Source organism: Micrococcus sp. M4NT (genome assembly GCF_033790745.1).
Taxonomy (GTDB): Bacteria; Actinomycetota; Actinomycetes; order Actinomycetales; family Micrococcaceae; genus Micrococcus.
This window is the reverse complement of sequence record NZ_JAMYEH010000006.1, coordinates 86,231-104,121: the sequence shown is the minus strand read 5'-3', so window position 1 is coordinate 104,121 and position 17,891 is coordinate 86,231. Positions and strand designations below refer to the sequence as shown.

The 17,891-nt window shown below is 73.3% G+C and carries 15 protein-coding genes and 1 tRNA gene; all 16 read left to right on the top strand.

Features of this window, described 5'->3' with window-relative positions; all coding sequences use genetic code 11:
* Window positions 1–30 precede the first annotated feature (30 nt).
* The 16 genes from NJC10_RS05615 (at window position 31) to NJC10_RS05540 (ending at window position 17,852) form a co-directional block, all read left to right on the top strand.
* A complete protein-coding gene (locus NJC10_RS05615) occupies window positions 31–1,611 on the top strand; it encodes an ABC transporter ATP-binding protein (RefSeq protein ID WP_319075128.1) in 1,581 nt (526 codons plus the stop codon).
* Complete coding sequence (locus NJC10_RS05610; RefSeq protein WP_298985608.1) at window positions 1,608–2,999, top strand: ABC transporter permease; 1,392 nt, start codon at window positions 1,608–1,610, stop codon at window positions 2,997–2,999. The genes NJC10_RS05615 and NJC10_RS05610 overlap by 4 nt, the downstream gene beginning before the upstream one ends.
* Window positions 2,996–4,300: an ABC transporter permease gene (locus tag NJC10_RS05605; protein ID WP_319075127.1), complete on the top strand. Its 1,305-nt coding sequence runs from the start codon at window positions 2,996–2,998 to the stop codon at window positions 4,298–4,300. The genes NJC10_RS05610 and NJC10_RS05605 overlap by 4 nt, the downstream gene beginning before the upstream one ends.
* A 2-nt stretch (window positions 4,301–4,302) precedes the next feature.
* Window positions 4,303–4,734: a cytidine deaminase gene (locus NJC10_RS05600; RefSeq protein ID WP_319075126.1), complete on the top strand. Its 432-nt coding sequence runs from the start codon at window positions 4,303–4,305 to the stop codon at window positions 4,732–4,734.
* Between the two features lie 72 nt (window positions 4,735–4,806).
* Window positions 4,807–6,141, top strand: a complete 1,335-nt coding sequence (locus tag NJC10_RS05595) for a thymidine phosphorylase (RefSeq protein ID WP_319075125.1) — start codon at window positions 4,807–4,809, stop codon at window positions 6,139–6,141.
* An 8-nt stretch (window positions 6,142–6,149) separates the two neighbouring features.
* On the top strand, window positions 6,150–6,797 hold the full coding sequence (locus NJC10_RS05590) for a DedA family protein (RefSeq protein WP_248115417.1): 648 nt from the start codon (window positions 6,150–6,152) through the stop codon (window positions 6,795–6,797).
* Between the two features lie 26 nt (window positions 6,798–6,823).
* Window positions 6,824–8,044, top strand: coding sequence for an adenosine deaminase (locus tag NJC10_RS05585; protein ID WP_319075124.1), 1,221 nt, complete (start codon window positions 6,824–6,826; stop codon window positions 8,042–8,044).
* 21 nt (window positions 8,045–8,065) lie between these two features.
* A complete protein-coding gene (locus NJC10_RS05580) occupies window positions 8,066–8,911 on the top strand; it encodes a MazG nucleotide pyrophosphohydrolase domain-containing protein (RefSeq protein WP_319075121.1) in 846 nt (281 codons plus the stop codon).
* A 101-nt stretch (window positions 8,912–9,012) separates the two neighbouring features.
* Window positions 9,013–10,290, top strand: coding sequence for a phosphopyruvate hydratase (eno, locus tag NJC10_RS05575; protein ID WP_248115420.1), 1,278 nt, complete (start codon window positions 9,013–9,015; stop codon window positions 10,288–10,290).
* Between the two features lie 140 nt (window positions 10,291–10,430).
* Window positions 10,431–11,165, top strand: coding sequence for an FtsB family cell division protein (locus NJC10_RS05570; protein ID WP_319075118.1), 735 nt, complete (start codon window positions 10,431–10,433; stop codon window positions 11,163–11,165).
* A 47-nt stretch (window positions 11,166–11,212) separates the two neighbouring features.
* Window positions 11,213–12,805 (top strand): DUF501 domain-containing protein, encoded by a 1,593-nt coding sequence (locus NJC10_RS05565; protein WP_319075117.1) that lies wholly within the window; start codon window positions 11,213–11,215, stop codon window positions 12,803–12,805.
* A gap of 52 nt (window positions 12,806–12,857) precedes the next feature.
* Window positions 12,858–14,288 (top strand): NAD(P)/FAD-dependent oxidoreductase, encoded by a 1,431-nt coding sequence (locus NJC10_RS05560; RefSeq protein ID WP_298714073.1) that lies wholly within the window; start codon window positions 12,858–12,860, stop codon window positions 14,286–14,288.
* A gap of 83 nt (window positions 14,289–14,371) precedes the next feature.
* Window positions 14,372–14,448: transfer RNA gene (locus NJC10_RS05555), tRNA-Leu, on the top strand.
* Window positions 14,449–14,662: 214 nt separating this feature from the next.
* The gene (locus tag NJC10_RS05550; protein ID WP_319075114.1) at window positions 14,663–15,544 is read left to right on the top strand and encodes a Bax inhibitor-1/YccA family protein; all 882 of its coding nucleotides are present in this window, start codon (window positions 14,663–14,665) and stop codon (window positions 15,542–15,544) included.
* Window positions 15,545–15,678: 134 nt separating this feature from the next.
* Window positions 15,679–16,644, top strand: coding sequence for an aldose 1-epimerase family protein (locus NJC10_RS05545; RefSeq protein ID WP_319075112.1), 966 nt, complete (start codon window positions 15,679–15,681; stop codon window positions 16,642–16,644).
* Complete coding sequence (locus NJC10_RS05540; protein ID WP_319075110.1) at window positions 16,641–17,852, top strand: AI-2E family transporter; 1,212 nt, start codon at window positions 16,641–16,643, stop codon at window positions 17,850–17,852. The genes NJC10_RS05545 and NJC10_RS05540 overlap by 4 nt, the downstream gene beginning before the upstream one ends.
* The last annotated feature ends 39 nt before the right edge of the window (window positions 17,853–17,891 follow it).

Sequence of the window (17,891 nt, the reverse complement as noted above, 5' to 3'; positions counted from 1 at the left end):
GAGTGAGACCAGAATGACGGAAGGCCACCGATGAGGCTCGAACTGCGCGGGATCACCAAGCGCTTCGGCACCTTCGCCGCGAACGAGGACGTGAACCTGACCGTGGAGTCGGCGCGGGTGCACACCCTCCTCGGTGAGAACGGCGCAGGCAAGTCCACCCTGATGAACGTCCTGTTCGGCCTCTACGAGCCGACCGAGGGCGAGATCCTCCTGGACGGGGAGCCCGTCCGCTTCTCAGGGCCCGGCGAGGCCATGCGCGCCGGCATCGGCATGGTGCACCAGCACTTCATGCTGGTGCCCGTGTTCACGGTGGCGGAGAACGTGGCGCTCGGCGACGAGCACACCCGCGCTCTTGGGGTGCTGGACCTCGAGTCCACGCGCCGCCGCATCCGCGAGATCTCCGCCCAGTACGGGTTCGACGTGGACCCGGACGCCGTGGTCGAGGACCTGCCCGTGGGCGTGCAGCAGCGCGTGGAGATCATCAAGGCCCTGGTCCGCGACGCCCGCATCCTCATCCTCGACGAGCCCACCGCGGTGCTCACCCCGCAGGAGACCGACGAGCTGCTGGGCATCATCCGCCAGCTGCGCGCGGACGGCACGGCGATCGTGTTCATCTCCCACAAGCTGCGCGAGGTCAAGGCCGTCTCGGACGACATCACGGTGCTGCGCCGCGGCCGCGTGGTCGGCACCGCAGACCCCACGGCCGAGGCCTCCGAGCTGGCCGCGCTCATGGTGGGCCGCGACGTCGTCCTCGAGCGCCAGAAGACCCCCGCCACCCTGGGCGAGGAGACCTTCCGGTTGCGGGACCTCTCCGTGGTCTCACCCACCGGCCAGGTGCTGCTGGACTCCGTGTCCTTCGGCATCCGCCAGGGCGAGGTGCTCGCCGTGGCGGGCGTGCAGGGCAACGGCCAGACGGAGCTCACCGAGGCCATCATGGGCCTGGTCAAGGCCACCGGCTCCGTCACCCTGGACGGCGCGGAGCTGATCGGCCGCTCCACCCGGAGGATCATCCGCTCGGGTGTCGGCTTCGTGCCGGAGGACCGCTCCACGGACGGCCTCGTCGGCTCGTTCTCCGTGGCCGAGAACATGGTCCTGAACCGCTACGACGTGGCCCCGGCCGGCAACGCCCTGCAGATGCGCCCCTCCGCGGTGCGCCGGTTCGCCGAGACCCGCGTGGCCCGGTTCGACGTCCGCACCCAGGGCGTGGACCTGCCCGTCTCCTCGCTCTCGGGCGGCAACCAGCAGAAGGTCGTCATGGCCCGCGAGCTCGTGGACGGGCTGCGCCTGTTCATCGCCTCCCAGCCGACGCGCGGCGTGGACGTGGGCTCGATCGAGTTCCTCCACGACCGGATCATCGCCGAGCGTGACTCGGGCACCCCGGTGCTCATCGTCTCCACCGAGCTGGACGAGGTCCTCGAGCTCGCCGACCGGATCGCCGTGATGTACCACGGCCGGATCGTGGGCATCGTGCCCGGGGACACCTCGCGCGAGACGCTCGGCCTCATGATGGCCGGCCAGACCCCCGACGCCGTCGCCCCGGTCGCCACCGCACCCGCGGGCGCATCTACCGCCGCCCCCGCCCGCCCCACCTCGGAAGGAGAGCGCCCGTGAGCACCGCCGCACCGCTCAAGCCCGCGGCCGCGCCCGGCGCCGGCCGGCCCGCCCCCGCGGAGTCCGACTCCGCCCTGCGCCGGATCCTCTCCGGCAACGGCACCGTCACCGTCCTGGCAATCCTGCTGTCCCTGCTGGTCTCCGGCCTGCTGATCATCGCCGTGGACGAGGACGTCCAGGAGGCCCTCGGCTACTTCCTCGCCCGCCCGGGCGACCTGCTCGGCGCCGCCTGGACCGCGTTCTCGGAGGCCTTCGCGGCCCTGTTCCGCGGCGCGATCTTCAACTACGAGGCCTCCACGCTCCGCGGCATGCTCTACCCGCTGACGGAGACGCTGACGGTGGCCACGCCGCTGATCATCATCTCCCTGGGCATCGCGATCGCCTTCCGCGCGGGCCTGTTCAACATCGGCGGCCAGGGCCAGTTCGTCTTCGGCGCCATGTTCGCCACGTGGTTCGGCGTCCACCTGCAGCTGCCCTTCGGCGTGCACCTGCTCCTGGTGCTGATCATGGGCGCGCTCGGCGGCCTCCTGTGGGGCACCGTGGTGGGCGTGCTCAAGGCGCTCACCGGCGCCCACGAGGTGATCCTCACGATCATGCTCAACTACGTGGCCGTGAACCTGCTGGCCTACCTGCTCAACACCCCGGTGCTGCGCGCCCCCGGCAGCACGAACCCGATCTCGGAGTCGCTGCCGGCCACGGCCATGTTCCCGCGGATGTTCGGCGACGGCTTCCGCCTGCACTGGGGCTTCGTGGTGGCGCTGCTGGCCACCGCCTTCGCGTGGTGGCTCATGCAGCGCTCCACCCTCGGCTTCCGCCTGCGCGCCGTGGGCGCCAACCCGGACGCCGCCCGCACCGCGGGCATCTCCGTCAAGGGCTCCTACGTGGCCGCCATGGCGATCTCCGGAGCCCTGGCCGGCCTGGCGGGCATGACGCACGTCTCCGGCACCGAGGGCAGCCTGAACGGCTCCGTGGCCGGATCCTTCGGCTTCGACGCGATCACCGTGGCGCTGCTGGGCCGGTCCAACCCGGTGGGCGTGCTCTTCGCCGGCCTGCTGTTCGGCGCTCTGCGCGCGGGCGGCGTGACCATGCAGTCCGAGACCGGCGTGCCGATCGACATCGTGCTCGTGGTCCAGTCGTTCATCGTGCTGCTGATCGCCGCCCCGCCGCTGGTGCGCACGATCTTCCGCCTGCCCGCCCCGGGTGCGGCCCGCGCCCGCCGCACCGCCGACCCCGTGACCCAGCCGGCCGTCGCCGGCGCCGCCGTCACCGGGGCCTCGGGTCAGGCCGCCGTCCCCGCCGAGTCGGTACAGGAGGCCGCCGCCGGCGCCTCCGCCGCGCCGACCCCCGCCGCCCAGCGTTCATCCGAGAAGGAGGGGCAGGACCGATGAGCACCGCCGTCACCGCCCATGAGACGCCGACCGTCCGCCCCGAGGCGGCCGAGCCGGAGCAGGTCGTGGTCCGCCACTGGACCGTCCCGATCGTCCTGAGCCTGTTCGCGCTGCTCTCCCTCGGGCTGTTCGCCGTGGGCGCGCCGTCCGAGACCGCCACCTTCCGCATCTCCGCGCCCGGGGACGCCGTCGCCCTGCCGGACCTCTCCGCAGACCCCGTGCTGTGGGGCTGGCTGCTCACCGGCCTGCTGATCGCGCTGGCGGCCCTGAGCTGGCTGACCATGCGTCGCACCGGCCGTGTGCCGGGGTGGGTCGCGGGGCTGTTCGCCCTGGCCTTCGTCGCCGCGTTCCTGATCTGGGTGATCGGCTCGGCGGACAACAGCACCGTGTTCCTCACCGGCCTCGTGGCGGGCTCCTTCGCGCTCGCCGTGCCGCTGATCTTCGGTTCGATGGCCGGCATCCTGGCCGAACGCTCCGGCGTGGTGAACATCGCGATCGAGGGCCAGCTGCTCTCCGGCGCGTTCACCGCCGCCGTGGTGGGCTCGCTCACCGGGTCCGTGTGGGCGGGCCTGGCCGCCGCCGTCGTCTCCGGCGTGCTGGTCTCCTGGCTGCTGGCCGTGTTCTCCATCAAGTACCTGGTGAACCAGGTGATCGTCGGCGTGGTGCTCAACGTGCTCGTGGCCGGCCTGACCAACTTCCTGTTCTCCACGGTGCTCACCGGCAGCGCCGGGATGAACCGGCCGCCGCACTTCGAGAACATCCGCATCCCCGTCCTCGCGGACATCCCCGTCCTGGGCCCGATCCTCTTCAACCAGACGATCCTGGGCTACGGGATGTACGCGATCGTCGTGGTGCTGTGGTTCGCCCTGTTCCGCACCCGCTGGGGGCTACGCGTGCGCGCCGTGGGCGAGCACCCCAAGGCCGCGGACACCGTGGGCATCGACGTGAACCGCACCCGCTACCTCGCCGTCATGCTCGGCGGCGCGGTGGCCGGCATGGGCGGCGCGTTCTTCACCCTGGTGGCCTCGTCCTCGTTCTCGAAGGAGATGACGGCGGGCCAGGGCTTCATCGCCCTCGCCGCGGTGATCTTCGGCCGCTGGAACCCGATCGGCGCGTTCTTCGCGGCGCTGCTCTTCGGCTTCGCCACCAACATGCAGTACGTCCTGGCGATCCTGGGCACCCCGGTGCCCAGCCAGTTCATGGCGATGCTGCCGTACCTGGTCACGGTGTTCGCCGTGGCCGGCCTGGTGGGCCGTTCACGGGGACCGGCCGCCTCCGGCGTCCCGTACGTGAAGGAGTAGCCGTGGCGGACGGGCAGGAAACGACGACGGCGCACGCGGTGGACTGGGAGCGCCTGCGGGCGGCGGCGCTCGCCGCCACGGAGCACGCCTACGTGCCCTACTCGGGGTTCCGGGTGGGCGCCGCCGCCCTCACCGAGGACGGCCGGCTGGTCTCGGGCTGCAACATCGAGAACGCGTCCTACGGGCTGACGCTGTGCGCCGAGTGCGCGCTGCTGGGGGACCTGCGCATGAGCGGGGGCGGCCGGCTGGCCGCGTTCGTGTGCGTGGACGGCCACGGCGTGCTGACCATGCCCTGCGGACGCTGCCGGCAGCTGCTCTTCGAGTTCCGCGCCCCGGGCATGGTGCTGCTGACCGCGGCGGGGGAGCGCAGCATGGAGCAGGTGCTGCCGGACGCGTTCGGTCCCGCGGACCTGGAGCGGGCGGACCGTCCCTGACGGGAGGCGGATCGGCACGTGGGCTCGCTAGAGTCGGTGGCTGACCGCCCCCCACCTCTTGAGGAGAGCCCCATGACCGCGCAGCCGCAGGCCGAGCCGTTCGACGCCATCGAGGTCATCCACGCCAAGCGGGACGGCCACGCGCTGACCCGCGAGCAGATCGACTGGGTGGTGGACGCCTACACGCGTGACGTCGTGGCGGACGAGCAGATGTCCGCCCTCACCATGGCGATCTTCCTCAACGGCATGGAGCGTCGGGAGATCGCAGAGTGGACCGCCGCCATGATCGCGTCGGGCGAGCGCATGGACTTCGCGGGGCTCACCACGCCGGAGGGTCGCCCCCTGGCCACCACGGACAAGCACTCCACGGGCGGCGTGGGGGACAAGATCACGCTGCCGCTGGCCCCGCTCGTGGCCTCCTACGGCGTGGCCGTCCCGCAGCTCTCCGGCCGCGGCCTCGGCCACACGGGCGGCACGCTGGACAAGCTCGAGTCCATCCCCGGCTGGCGTGCGGACCTCTCCAACCAGGAGATGATGCGGCAGCTGAGCGAGGTGGGCGCCGTCATCTGTGCCGCCGGCGCCGGCCTGGCGCCCGCGGACAAGCGCCTCTATGCCCTGCGCGACGTCACCGGCACGGTGGAGGCCATCCCGCTGATCGCCTCCTCCATCATGTCCAAGAAGATCGCCGAGGGCACCGGCACGCTCGTGCTCGACGTGAAGTGCGGCTCCGGCGCCTTCATGAAGAACGATGAGGACGCTCGCGAGCTGGCCCGCACCATGGTGGACCTCGGCCGCGACGCCGGGGTGAACACCACCGCGCTGCTCACCGACATGTCCGTGCCGCTCGGCCTGACCGCGGGCAACGCCCTCGAGGTGCGTGAGTCGGTGGAGGTGCTCGCCGGCGGCGGCCCCGCCGACGTCGTGGAGCTGACCGTGGAGCTCGCCCGCGCGATGCTCGCCGGCGCGGGCGTCACCGGCGTGGACCCCGCGGAGAACCTCCGCAACGGCCGCGCGATGGACGTCTGGACCCGCATGATCGAGGCGCAGGGCGGAGACCCGCGCGCGCAGCTCCCGACGGCGGCGCACACGGAGGCCGTGACCGCGGAGACGGACGGCGTGCTCACCGAGCTCGACGCGATGGCCGTGGGCCTGGCGGCGTGGCGCCTCGGCGCGGGCCGCGAGCGTCAGGGCCAGCCGGTCCAGGCGGGCGCGGGCGTCGAGCTGCACGCCCGCCCGGGCGACCGCGTGGCGAAGGGCCAGACGCTCATGACCCTGCACACCGACACCCCGGAGCGCTTCGAGCGCGCGAAGGCGGCGCTCGCCGGCGGCTGGGCCGTGGCCGAGGCGGACGAGGCGGCTGCCGCCGCGCTGCGGGAGCGCTCGGTGATCCTGGACCGGATCGGCTGAGGACGTCCGTGCTGGCCTGGCTCGAGGACACCATCCGGGAGGCGGCGGCGCAGTGGTGGGTCCTCCCGCTCACCGCGGCGCTGTGCCTGCTGGACGGCGTCGTGCCGGTCTTCCCCTCCGAGTCCGTGATCGTGGCCCTCGCCTCGATCGTGCACGACGGCCATCCGTTCTCCCTCGGGGCCCTCTGGGCGGCCGGCTTCCTCGGGGCGTTCCTCGGTGACCTCGCCGCCTACCTGATCGGGCGCTCGGTCGGGGTGGAGCGCTGGCGCTGGATGCGCACCGCGCGGATCCAGGCGAGCGTGGCCGTCGCGCGTCATCACCTCACGGACCACGGGGCGCTCATGCTCTTCACCGCCCGGTTCATCCCGGGCGGCCGGGTGGCCGTGAACCTCACCGCGGGGGCGGTCCGGTACCCGTTCTGGCGGTTCGGCCTGTTGGACGTGTTCTCCACCATGGCGTGGTCCGCGTACTCCATCCTGATCGCGCGGCTGACGGCCGGCTGGCTGCACAACGCGGTGCTGCAGATCCTGCTCTCCGTGGCGGTCGCCGGGGCCGTGGGACTCCTGGTGGACCGGGCCGTGAAGGCCGTGCTGCGCCGCCGCCTCGCGCGGGATGCCGGGGGCCTCACCCCGCAGGAGCACGAGGCCCTGGGCTGACTCGCTCCCTGTCGTAGAGTGAGGCCGTGAACACCGCCACGCAGACCCCGGACTCCGCCGCCCCCTCGCCCCTGCAGATCGACCTGGCCGCGTTGCCCAAGGTCTGCCTGCACGACCACCTCGACGGCGGCCTGCGCGTGGCCACCGTGCTCGAGCTCGCCCGCGAGGCGGGCACGGACGTCCCGGCCGAGAACGAGGACGCCCTCGCCGCGTGGATCGCCTCCCACGCCAACGGGGAGTCCCTCGAGAAGTACCTCGAGGTGTTCGCCCTGACCACGTCCGTGATGCAGACCCGCGAGCAGCTGCGCCGCGTGGCCCGCGAGTTCGTGGAGGACCTCGTGGAGGACGGCGTGGTCTACGCGGAGATCCGCTGGGCCCCGGAGCAGCATCTGACCGCCGGCCTGAGCCTGGACGAGGCCGTCGAGGCCGTGCAGGCGGGCCTCGAGGAGGCCGTGGACGCCGCCGACGAGGCCGGCCACCTGATCCGCGTGGGCCAGCTCCTCACGGCCATGCGCCACGCCGACCGCGCCCAGGAGATCGCCGAGCTCGCCGTCCGCCACCGCGAGAAGGGCGTGGTGGGCTTCGACATCGCCGGCGCCGAGGCCGGCTTCCCGCCCTCCCGCTTCGCCGAGACCTTCACCTGGCTCGCCGAGCAGCACCTGCCCGTCACGGTGCACGCCGGCGAGGGCGACGGACTGGCCTCCGTCCAGGACGCGCTCGTGCACGGCCGCGCCCTGCGCCTGGGCCACGGCGTGCGGATCGCCGACGACATCTCGGTGGAGTACGGCGCCGTGGACGAGGACGGCGAGCGCCTGCCCGAGGACACCGGGATCGTGGACCTCGGCCCCACGGCCGCGTGGGTGCGCGACCGCCAGATCGCCCTCGAGGTCTGCCCCTCCTCGAACCTGCAGACCGGGGCGGTCGCCGCCGCCGAGGGCATCGTGGGCCACCCGATCGACCTGCTCATGCAGCTCGGCTTCCGCGTCACCGTGAACACGGACAACCGCCTGGTCTCGGACGTCTCCCTCACGGACGAGCTGTACCTGCTGGCCGAGACCTTCGCGTACTCCCTGGCCCAGCTGCTGGACCTGCAGCTCAACGCCGCCGAGGCCGCCTTCCTGCCCGTGGACGAGCGGGAGGACCTCGCCGAGATCCTCGTGGCCGGCTGGGGCGAGGCCATCTCCGGCGGCGCCTCCGACGCCGCGCTCGAGGAGCTCGCGTCGGACGACGACGCCGAGGACGCCTGATCCGCGCGGGCGGGGCCACCCATGAGTGAGGCGGTCGACCGTCTGGTCGGGGTGGTCGAGGCGCTGCGCGACCACTGCCCCTGGACGGCCGCGCTCACCCACGCCGACCTCACGGAGCACCTCGTGGAGGAGGCGTACGAGGCGGTCGCCGAGATCGAGTCCCGCGACGCCGCGTCCTGGGCGGACACGGCGGCGCGGCGCGCGGACGGCTCCTACGCGGCGCTGGCCGGGGAGATGGGCGACGTCCTCTTCCAGGTGGTCCTGCACGCGGCGGTCTCGCGTGCGCCGGGGGCGCCGACGGCGGCGGCCGGCTTCCGCCTCGACGACGCCGCGGACACGCTCGCGGCCAAGATGATCCGCCGCAACCCCCTCGTGCTCACCCCCGAGGGCGGCCTGCGTTCGGCCGAGGAGCGGGCCGCCGTGACGCCCGAGGCCGTCGAGCTGGCGTGGGAGCGGGTCAAGGCCGCCGAGCGCGCCGCTGCCGCCCGCGCCGCCTCGAGCCTCCGCGACGACGGGGAGAGCGGTGCGGGCGCGAGCAGTGCCGGCGACGCCGCCGTCTCCTTCGGCGACATCCCCGACCGGCTCCCCGCGCTGGCTGCCGCCGCGATGATCGCCGACCGTGCCGCCCGGCAGCCCGAGGACCCGCTCCGGAGGCACGCGCCGCTCGCCCCGGCCGAGCACGCGGGCGCCGACGTCGCCGACGTCGCTGGCTGGGCGGACGAGGCCGAACTCGGCCGCGAGCTGTTCGCCCTGGTGCGTCGTGCCCGCGCCGCCGGCCTGGACCCCGAGCGGGCCCTGCGCGCCCTCACCGTCCGCGTGCGCGCGGGGGAGTGGGACGCGCTCAGCGCCGCCCCCGACGCCGGCTGACCGAGCGCCCGTCACGCGGTCCTTGGCGCGGGGCACGCCGGTAGGCTGAGGACGTGCCCGCCGATGCGCACGCTTCGACTCGATTGAAGGAGACCCGTTCCATGGCCCTGATCGACGCCATCCACGCCCGCGAGATCCTCGACTCCCGCGGCAACCCCACCGTCGAGGTGGAGGTGCTGCTCACCGACGGCTCCCTCGGCCGCGCCGCCGTCCCCTCGGGCGCCTCGACGGGCGAGTTCGAGGCCGTCGAGCGCCGCGACGGGGACAAGGACCGCTACCTCGGCAAGGGCGTCCGGGACGCCGTCGCCGCCGTGGGCGAGCTCGCGGAGGAGCTCGAGGGCGAGTTCGCGGCGGACCAGCGCGCCGTGGACCGCCTCATGCTGGACATGGACGGCACGGAGAACAAGGGCAAGCTCGGCGCCAACGCGGTGCTCGGCGTCTCCATGGCCGTGGCCGTGGCCGCCGCGCAGTCCGCGGACCTGCCGCTCTACAAGTACCTGGGCGGCCCGAACGCCCACGTGCTGCCCGTGCCCATGATGAACATCCTCAACGGCGGCGCCCACGCGGATTCCAACGTGGACATCCAGGAGTTCATGATCGCCCCGATCGGTGCGCCCTCCTTCGCGGAGGCCCTGCGCTGGGGCGCCGAGGTCTACCACGAGCTCAAGAAGGTGCTCCAGGAGAAGGGACTGTCCACCGGCCTGGGCGACGAGGGCGGCTTCGCCCCCTCGCTGGAGTCCAACCGCGCCGCCCTGGACCTGATCGGCGAGGCCGTGGGCCGCGCCGGCTACACCCTCGGCACGGACATCGCCCTCGCGCTGGACGTGGCCTCCTCCGAGTTCTTCGAGAACGGCTCCTACACCTTCGAGGGCCAGCAGCGCTCCGCGGAGGACATGGCCGCCTACTACGGCGAGCTCGTGGACAACTACCCGATCGTCTCCATCGAGGACCCGCTCGACGAGGACGACTGGGAGGGCTGGAAGCACCTCACCGAGCAGCTCGGCGAGCGCGTGCAGCTCGTGGGCGACGACCTCTTCGTCACCAACGTGGAGCGCCTGCAGCGCGGCATCGACGAGCGCTCGGCCAACGCCCTGCTGGTGAAGGTCAACCAGATCGGCTCGCTCACCGAGACCTTCGACGCGATCGCCCTGGCTCAGCGCCACATGTTCCGCTGCATGATCTCGCACCGCTCGGGCGAGACCGAGGACACCTTCATCGCGGACCTCGCCGTGGCCACCAACGCCGGCCAGATCAAGACCGGCGCCCCGGCCCGCTCGGACCGCGTGGCCAAGTACAACCAGCTGCTGCGCATCGAGGAGGACCTGGGCGACGCCGCCGTGTACGCCGGCCGCTCCGCGTTCCCGCGCCACCAGGGCTGACCCGCTCCGCCCGCCGAGACGGCCGCGCCCCGCACCGGGGCGCGGCCGTCGCCGTCCCTCCTCCCAGGCGGGCCGACTACCCTGGAGGCGTCCCCGCGACCGCACCGCACCGGTCCCGCGATCCCCGAAGGAGGCCGCGCATGAGCCCTCGCCGCCCCCGCGTTCCCCGGGTGGACCCCGCGCTCGCGCCGCAGGATCCCGATGCCGCCGCACCCCGCGCGACGCCGGATCCGACCCCGGCCGCCGAGCCCACCCGGCAGGCCCGCCCCGAGCCCACCCGGCAGGCCCGCCCCGGGCCGGTCACGCTGCAGGTGGTGACCACCGGCCCCGCGGAGGAAGAGGCGGACGTCGAGGAGTCGGCGCCGTCCTCATCAGTCCCGGCCACGGCGGACGAGGCACCGCCGCGGGCACCGCGTCGCGCGGCGCAGGCCGGTGCGGTCAGCCAGGCCGCCCGTCGTCGTGCTCCGCTGCCCGAGCCGGTCCCCGCCCGCCAGATCACGGGCCGCTCCCTCCTCGTGGTGGCCGCGCTCCTCGTGGCCGCCGTGCTGCTGGCCCCCACCCTGCGCGTGTTCCTGAACCAGCAGCTGGAGATCTCCGCCACGCGAGCGGACATCGCCGAGCGCAAGGAGGAGCAGGCCCGGTACGAGGAGCGCATCCGCCGGTGGGACGACCCCGCCTACGTGGCGCAGCAGGCCCGGGACCGCCTGGACCTCGTGATGCCGGGAGAGACCCTCTACACCGTCTCCGGCCTGCCCGAGGAGGGCGCCGCGCCGGCGGAGGACGAGGATCAGCCCGCTCCCACCGACGCCGTGAACGCCCGCCTGCCGTGGGCCGAGGGCCTGTGGGACTCGGTGGTCCGCTCCGCCACGGAGTGACCGTCCGCCGCCCGGCCCGCCCCCGCCATCCACTCTCGAAGGACGCCATGACCGACACCTCCCGCCCCGCCGCCTCCGACGCCGCGTCCCGCGCCGTCACCGACGAGGACCGCGACACGCTCTCGCTGCAGCTCGGCCGCCCCGTGCGCGACGTGGTGGAGATCGGCGCGCGCTGCGTGTGCGGCAACCCGCTCGTGGCCACCACGGCCCCGCGGCTGTCCAACGGCATCCCATTCCCCACCACCTTCTACCTGACGCACCCCGTGCTGACCGCGGCGGTCTCGCGCCTCGAGGCGGACGGGGAGATGGCACGCATGAACGAGAGGCTCGCCACGGACCGTGAGCTCGCCGCCGCGCACCGCGCCGCGCACGAGGCCTACCTCGCCGAGCGGGCCCGCGTGGGCGCCGACGCCGGCACGGGCGAGGTCCCGGAGATCGACGGGATCTCGGCCGGCGGCATGCCGGAGCGCGTGAAGTGCCTGCACGTGCTCGTGGGCCACGCGCTCGCGGCGGGGCCCGGCGTGAACCGCCTGGGCGACGAGGCGCTCGCGCTCGTGGCCGAGTGGTGGACCCCGGACTCCTGCGCGTGCGAGGGCGCGTGGGACGCCGACGCCGCCGTGCCCACCCGCGACCTCTCCCGCCACGTGAAGCACCTGGAGCGCGTGGCGGAGCTGGAGCGGATCACCGTGGCCGGCGTCGACTGCGGGACCAACTCGATCCGCCTGCTCATCTCCCGTCCCGCGGAGGGCGCGGACGGCGCCGCCGCCCCGCTCGCCGACGTCGTGCGCGAGATGCGCGTGGTGCGCCTGGGGGAGGGTGTGGACGCGACCGGCGCGTTCGCCGAGGCCGCCCTCGAGCGCACGTTCGCCGCGGTGGACGAGTACGCCCGCCTGGTCCAGCGCCACCACGCCGGCCGTGTGCGCTTCGTGGCCACCTCCGCCAGCCGCGACGTCTCCAACCGGGCCGCGTTCGTGGCCGGGGTGGCCGAGCGCCTGGGGATGGAGCCCGAGGTGGTCTCGGGCGAGGAGGAGGCGCGGCTCTCCTTCTCCGGCGCGGTCTCCGCCGTGGACGTCGCGGGACTCGGCGCGGAGGACCTGATCCTCGTGGTGGACCTCGGCGGCGGCTCCACCGAGTTCGTGGTGGGCACCGCGGACGGCGCGGTGGTGGACGCCGTGAGCACGGACATGGGCTGCGTGCGCTTCACCGAGCGCTTCCTGCACTCGGACCCGCCGTCGGCGGACGAGGTGGCGGCGGCGCGGGCCGCCGTCGGGGAGATCCTCGACGACGTCGCCGCCCGCCTGCCGCTCGAGCGCGTCGCCCGCGTGGTCGGCGTGGCGGGGACCGTGACCACCGTGACCGCGGAGGCCCTCGGCCTCGAGGAGTACGACGCCGAGCGGATCCACGGCACGCACCTCCCCGTGGAGCGCTTCCGCGCGGCCGCCGAGGCCCTGCTGGCGGCCTCGAGGTCCCAGCGTGCCGAGCGCGGCTTCCTGCATCCGGGACGAACGGACGTGATCGGCGCCGGCTCCCTCATCTGGGCCCAGCTGCTCGAGCGCGTCGCAGCGGTCTCCGGCGTGGCGGAGGCGTGGGCGAGCGAGCACGACATCCTCGACGGGATCGTGCTGTCCCTGCGCTCCTGAAGGGGCCCCGAGGGGCTGAGCCGGCGGCCGGGCTGGGCGTAGGATGGGCACCATGTCACTCACCCCTGAGCTCTCTCCCCAGCCGCGCCTGCTGATCGTCGGCGGCGGCTATGCCGGCTTCCACATCGCCAAGGCCCTGCAGACGAAGGTGAAGGATCGGGGTGGCGTCGTCACCCTGGTGGACCCCCTGCCCTACATGCAGTACCAGCCCTTCCTGCCCGAGATCGTGGGCGGCCACATCGAGGGCCGCCACGCCGTGGTGGACCACCAGACCCACCTCAAGGACACCGAGGTCGTCCGCGGCACCGTCGTGAAGGTGGAGCACGCCCGCAAGGTCGCCACCGTGCGCGGCGAGGACGGCGCCGAGTTCGAGCTCCCCTACCAGGACGTCGTCATGACGGCCGGCGCCACCACGCGCGTCTTCCCGATCCCGGGCCTGGGCGAGAACGGCATCGGCCTGAAGACCGTGGAGGAGGCCGTCGCGCTGCGCAACCAGATCCTGGAGCGCCTCGACGCCGCGTCCCTGTCCACCGACGCCGAGGAGCGCCGACGGGCCCTGACCTTCGTGGTGGTCGGCGGCGGCTTCGCCGGCATCGAGACGGTGGCGGAGATGGAGAACGTCATCCGCACCGCCGTGGAGCGCAACGAGCGTCTCTCCCAGTCCGAGGTCCGCATCGTCCTCGTCGAGGCCATGGGCCGCATCATGCCCGAGGTCTCCGAGGACCAGGCCGAGAACGTGGTGAAGCACCTGCAGGACCGCGGCATCGAGGTCCTCCTGAACACCTCGCTGGGCGATGCGACCGGCCGCGTCATGACGCTGACCGACATGAAGAGCGAGGACAAGGCCGTCAAGGAGAAGTTCCCGGCGGACACCCTCGTGTGGACCGCGGGCGTGGCCGCCAACGGCGTGGCCAAGCAGACCGACTTCCCCGTGGAGCAGCGCGGCCGCATCGAGGTCACCCCCACCCTCCAGGTGAAGGACGGCGAGTCCGGCGTGCTCGAGGGCGCGTGGGGCTGCGGCGACGTGTGCGCCGTGCCCGACCTCACCGGCTCCGGCCCCGGCGGCTTCTGCGTGCCGAACGCCCAGCACGCCGTGCGCCAGGCCAAGCAGCTGGCCGCCAACTACATGGCCGTCCGCCACGGCGAGGGCGAGGTCGCGGAGTACGTGCACAAGTCCCTCGGCGCCGTCGCCGGCCTCGGCTTCCTCAAGGGCGTCGGCAACCCGATGGGCCTGAAGATCAACGGCGTGCCGGCCTGGCTCGCCCACCGCGGCTACCACATCTACGCCATGCCCACCCTGGAGCGCCGCTTCCGCATCGCCTCGGGCTGGATCGCCGAGACCCTCTTCGGCCGTGACACCACCTCCGTGAGCGGCCAGGACACCCCGTTCAACGCCTTCCGCGCGGCGGCCGGCGTCGAGCTGGAGCCCGTCCGCTTCGAGCAGCGCGAGCGGGACACGGCCCAGGCCGAGCCCGCGATCTGATCCTGCCGACCCGCGGCGGCCCCGTCCGAGGAATCGGGCGGGGCCGCTGCTCGTCCGCGGTGTGCGGGGCCCGCCCCGCCGCCGCCCCCGTGGCCCAACTGGCAGAGGCGGCCGACTTAAAATCGGTGTGTTGCGGGTTCGAGTCCCGCCGGGGGCACCAGGGGTGCCGCGCGCTCGGTGCGCCGGCAGGCCCGCCCAGCGCAGGCCCAGGAACTGCGCCCACCGTGAACAGCCGACGGGCGCATGCGGGGGATCGCCGTCGCCCGGAGACGTCCGTGGAGCATCCCGATAGACTGGAGCGGATCCTCCGGAGCATGCGCGGCGTCCCCCCGGCGTCCGCGTGACCGGGCCGACCATGACCCAAGGAGCACGCCGTGGCCAACCCGGTGATGAACTCACAGAACTTCCAGCAGCAGATGCATGCCGGCCAGCAGCAGCCGGGGTGGTACCAGGGCGGCACGCAGAGCGCCCAGGCCACCTACGGCCAGCCGCCGTCGCCCTACGGCCAGGCCCAGGCGTTCGGCGCCGGCCAGGCCGCCCAGCAGCACGCGCACCAGCAGAGCATGGAGGACGCGTTCCGCGGCCCCGCCGCCGGTGCCGAGCACACGGGCCGCATGACCTACAACGACATCATCGGCAAGACCGGCCTCATGCTGATCCTCGTGATCGTGGGCGCGGCGGTCGGCTGGGCCCTGCCCGCGCTCATGGCGATCGGCGCGATCGTGGGCCTCGTCCTCGGCCTGGTCAACTCGTTCAAGAAGAACCCCTCGCCGGCCCTGATCATGCTCTACGCGCTCGCCGAGGGCCTGTTCATCGGCGGCATCTCGCGGGTGTTCGAGAGCAGCTACCCGGGCATCGTGGTGCAGGCCGTGCTCGGCACGTTCTCCGTGTTCGCCGTGATGCTCGCGCTCTACACCTCGGGCAAGTTCCGCCCCACGCCGAAGATGACCAAGATCGTCATGGCCGCCATGCTCGGCTACCTCCTCTTCTCCCTGATCAACATGGTCCTGACCTGGACCGGCGTGCTCGAGGGCTTCGGCATGCGTGAGGGCCCCCTCGGCCTGCTGATCGGCGCCGTGGCCGTGCTCCTCGCCGCGTACTCCCTCACCATGGACTTCGAGATGGGTGCGGAGGGCGTGAAGGCCGGAGCTCCGCAGAAGTACTCCTGGACCGTGGCCTTCGGCCTGACGGTCACGCTCGTGTGGCTGTACGTGGAGATCCTTCGCCTCCTGGCGATCTTCCGCAACAACGACTGACCCGGCGCCGGGCGGCCTCCCGCCCCCCGCCGGCACCCGCAGGCCGCCCCGTCCCTCACCGGACGGGGTGGCCTGCGTGCTGAACGCGTAGATTGGGCCTGATCGCCCCGTCCCCTCACTGCTCAGGAGCTCGTGTGACCCCCTCTGAGACGCCTCCGGCCGCCTTCGGCGCGGCCGCGGCCGGCGGCACCCAGTACCGCCTCGAGCGGGTGGGCGCCGAGGCCGTCGTCGTCGGCCTGGCCGGCGCGCTGCGCACGTACCGCGTGCACGGGGTGGACCTCACGGAGCCCTACGGCGAGGACGTGATCCCGCCCGCCGGCAACGGCATCCAGATGAGCCCGTGGCCCAACCGCGTGGCCGCCGGCCGCTGGAGCCTGGGCGGGGTCGAGCAGCAGCTGGACATCACCGAGCCGGCCCGCGGCCACGCGATCCACGGGCTGCTGCGGAACACGCAGTTCGTGCCCGAGCAGGTCTCCGCGCACGAGGTGCGCCTGCGCGCGGAGGTCCACCCGCAGCACGGCTGGCCCTTCCGCCTCACGCACCGCGTCGCGTACGCGCTCGGCGACGACGGCGCCCTCACGGTCACCATGGAGCTGGAGAACCACGCGGCCGCCGCCGCGCCCGTCGCGTTCGGAGCGCACCCCTACCTGCGCGTCGGGGACGTGCCCACCCAGGACCTCACGCTCACCGTCCCCGCCGCGGCCTGGATCCGCACGGGAGAGGACCTGATCCCCGTGGAGACCCTGTCCGTGGAGGGCACGGACCGCGACTTCCGCGCCGGACGCGCCGTGGGCACGGCCGGCCTCGACGTCGGCCTCACGCAGCTGCGGGCCGACGACGACGGACGCCACCGCCAGACCCTCCGCGCCCCGGACGGCCGGTCCGTGACCCTGTGGACCGATCCGGCCTTCGCCTGGACCCACGTGTTCGTGACCGACCGGCTCCCGGGCCGGGAGACCGCCCTCGCCGTGGAGCCGCTCACGGCCCCCGCGGACGCCCTGAACTCAGGTGAGGGCCTGCACCGCCTCGCCCCCGGCGCCCGCTGGTCCGCCCAGTGGGGGCTCATCCCGTCCATCGCACCCGAGGAGACCGACGCATGAGCTCCACGCTCTCCGCGCAGACCAAGATCAACAAGGACGTGCCCTACGGGCTGACGGTGGCCGCGGCGTGGTCGTGGCGCATCGTGGCGATCATCGTGGGCCTCGCCGTCGTGTGGCACCTGGCGAGCTTCGTCAGCCTGATCATCATCCCGCTGCTCGTGGCCGCCCTGCTCGCCACGCTGCTCGCCCCGGTCTACGAGGCACTGCGCAAGGGCGGGGTCACCAAGGTCTTCGCGTCGCTCCTGTGCGTGCTGCTGCTGATCCTCGTGGTGGTCGGGCTCGCCGCGCTGGCGGGCCAGCAGGTCGTCCAGGGGTTCGCCGACCTGAGCGAGAGGCTCGGCCAGGCCGTGGACGGCGCCGTCGCCTGGCTGGGCACCATGGGCGTGAACACGCAGATCAGCTCGGAGAGCCTGGACAGCATGTGGCAGACGATCCGGGACCACTCGGGCGCGGTCATGGACAGCGCGCTGAGCTTCGGCACCACCGCGGCCAACATCGGCACCGGCGTCTTCATCGCCCTGTTCACCCTGATCTTCTTCCTCTACGACGGCGACCGCATCTGGCGCTTCCTGCTGCTCTTCGTGCCCAAGGCGCACCGCCACACCGCCGACCGCGCGGGCCGCTCCGGCTGGCGCTCCCTCGGCTCCTACGTGCGCGTGCAGATCCTGGTGGCCTTCATCGACGCCGTGGGCATCGGCCTGGGCGCGCTGCTCCTCGGGGTGCCGCTGCCCATTCCGCTCGCGGTGCTCGTCTTCCTGGCCTCCTTCATCCCCATGGTCGGCGCCGTGGTCAGCGGCGGCCTGGCCGTGCTCCTGGCCCTCATGGCCAACGGGCCGGTCAACGCGCTGCTCATGCTCGGCGTGGTCATCCTCGTGCAGCAGCTGGAGTCGAACGTCCTCCAGCCGCTCGTGATGGGCAAGGCGGTCGCGCTGCATCCGCTCGCCGTCTTCCTGGCCGTGGCCACCGGCTCCACCGTGATGGGCCTCGTGGGCGCCGTCTTCTCCGTGCCGCTGCTCGCGTTCGTGAACTCGTTCATCCGAGGGCTCAGCGTCGAGGAGCCGGAGTCCCTCACCTCCCGTTCCGACGCACACCTCGACCCGGCAGCGTCCGTGGACGCCGCGGGATCGCACAGGCACGTCCCCGACGACCACCAGGACCCCGCCCTGGCCTCCCAGGAGGAGGCCGCCACGCACACGGACCGCGCGTGAGCGCCGCACAGGGAGAAGGGGACGTCGGCCACGTGGCCG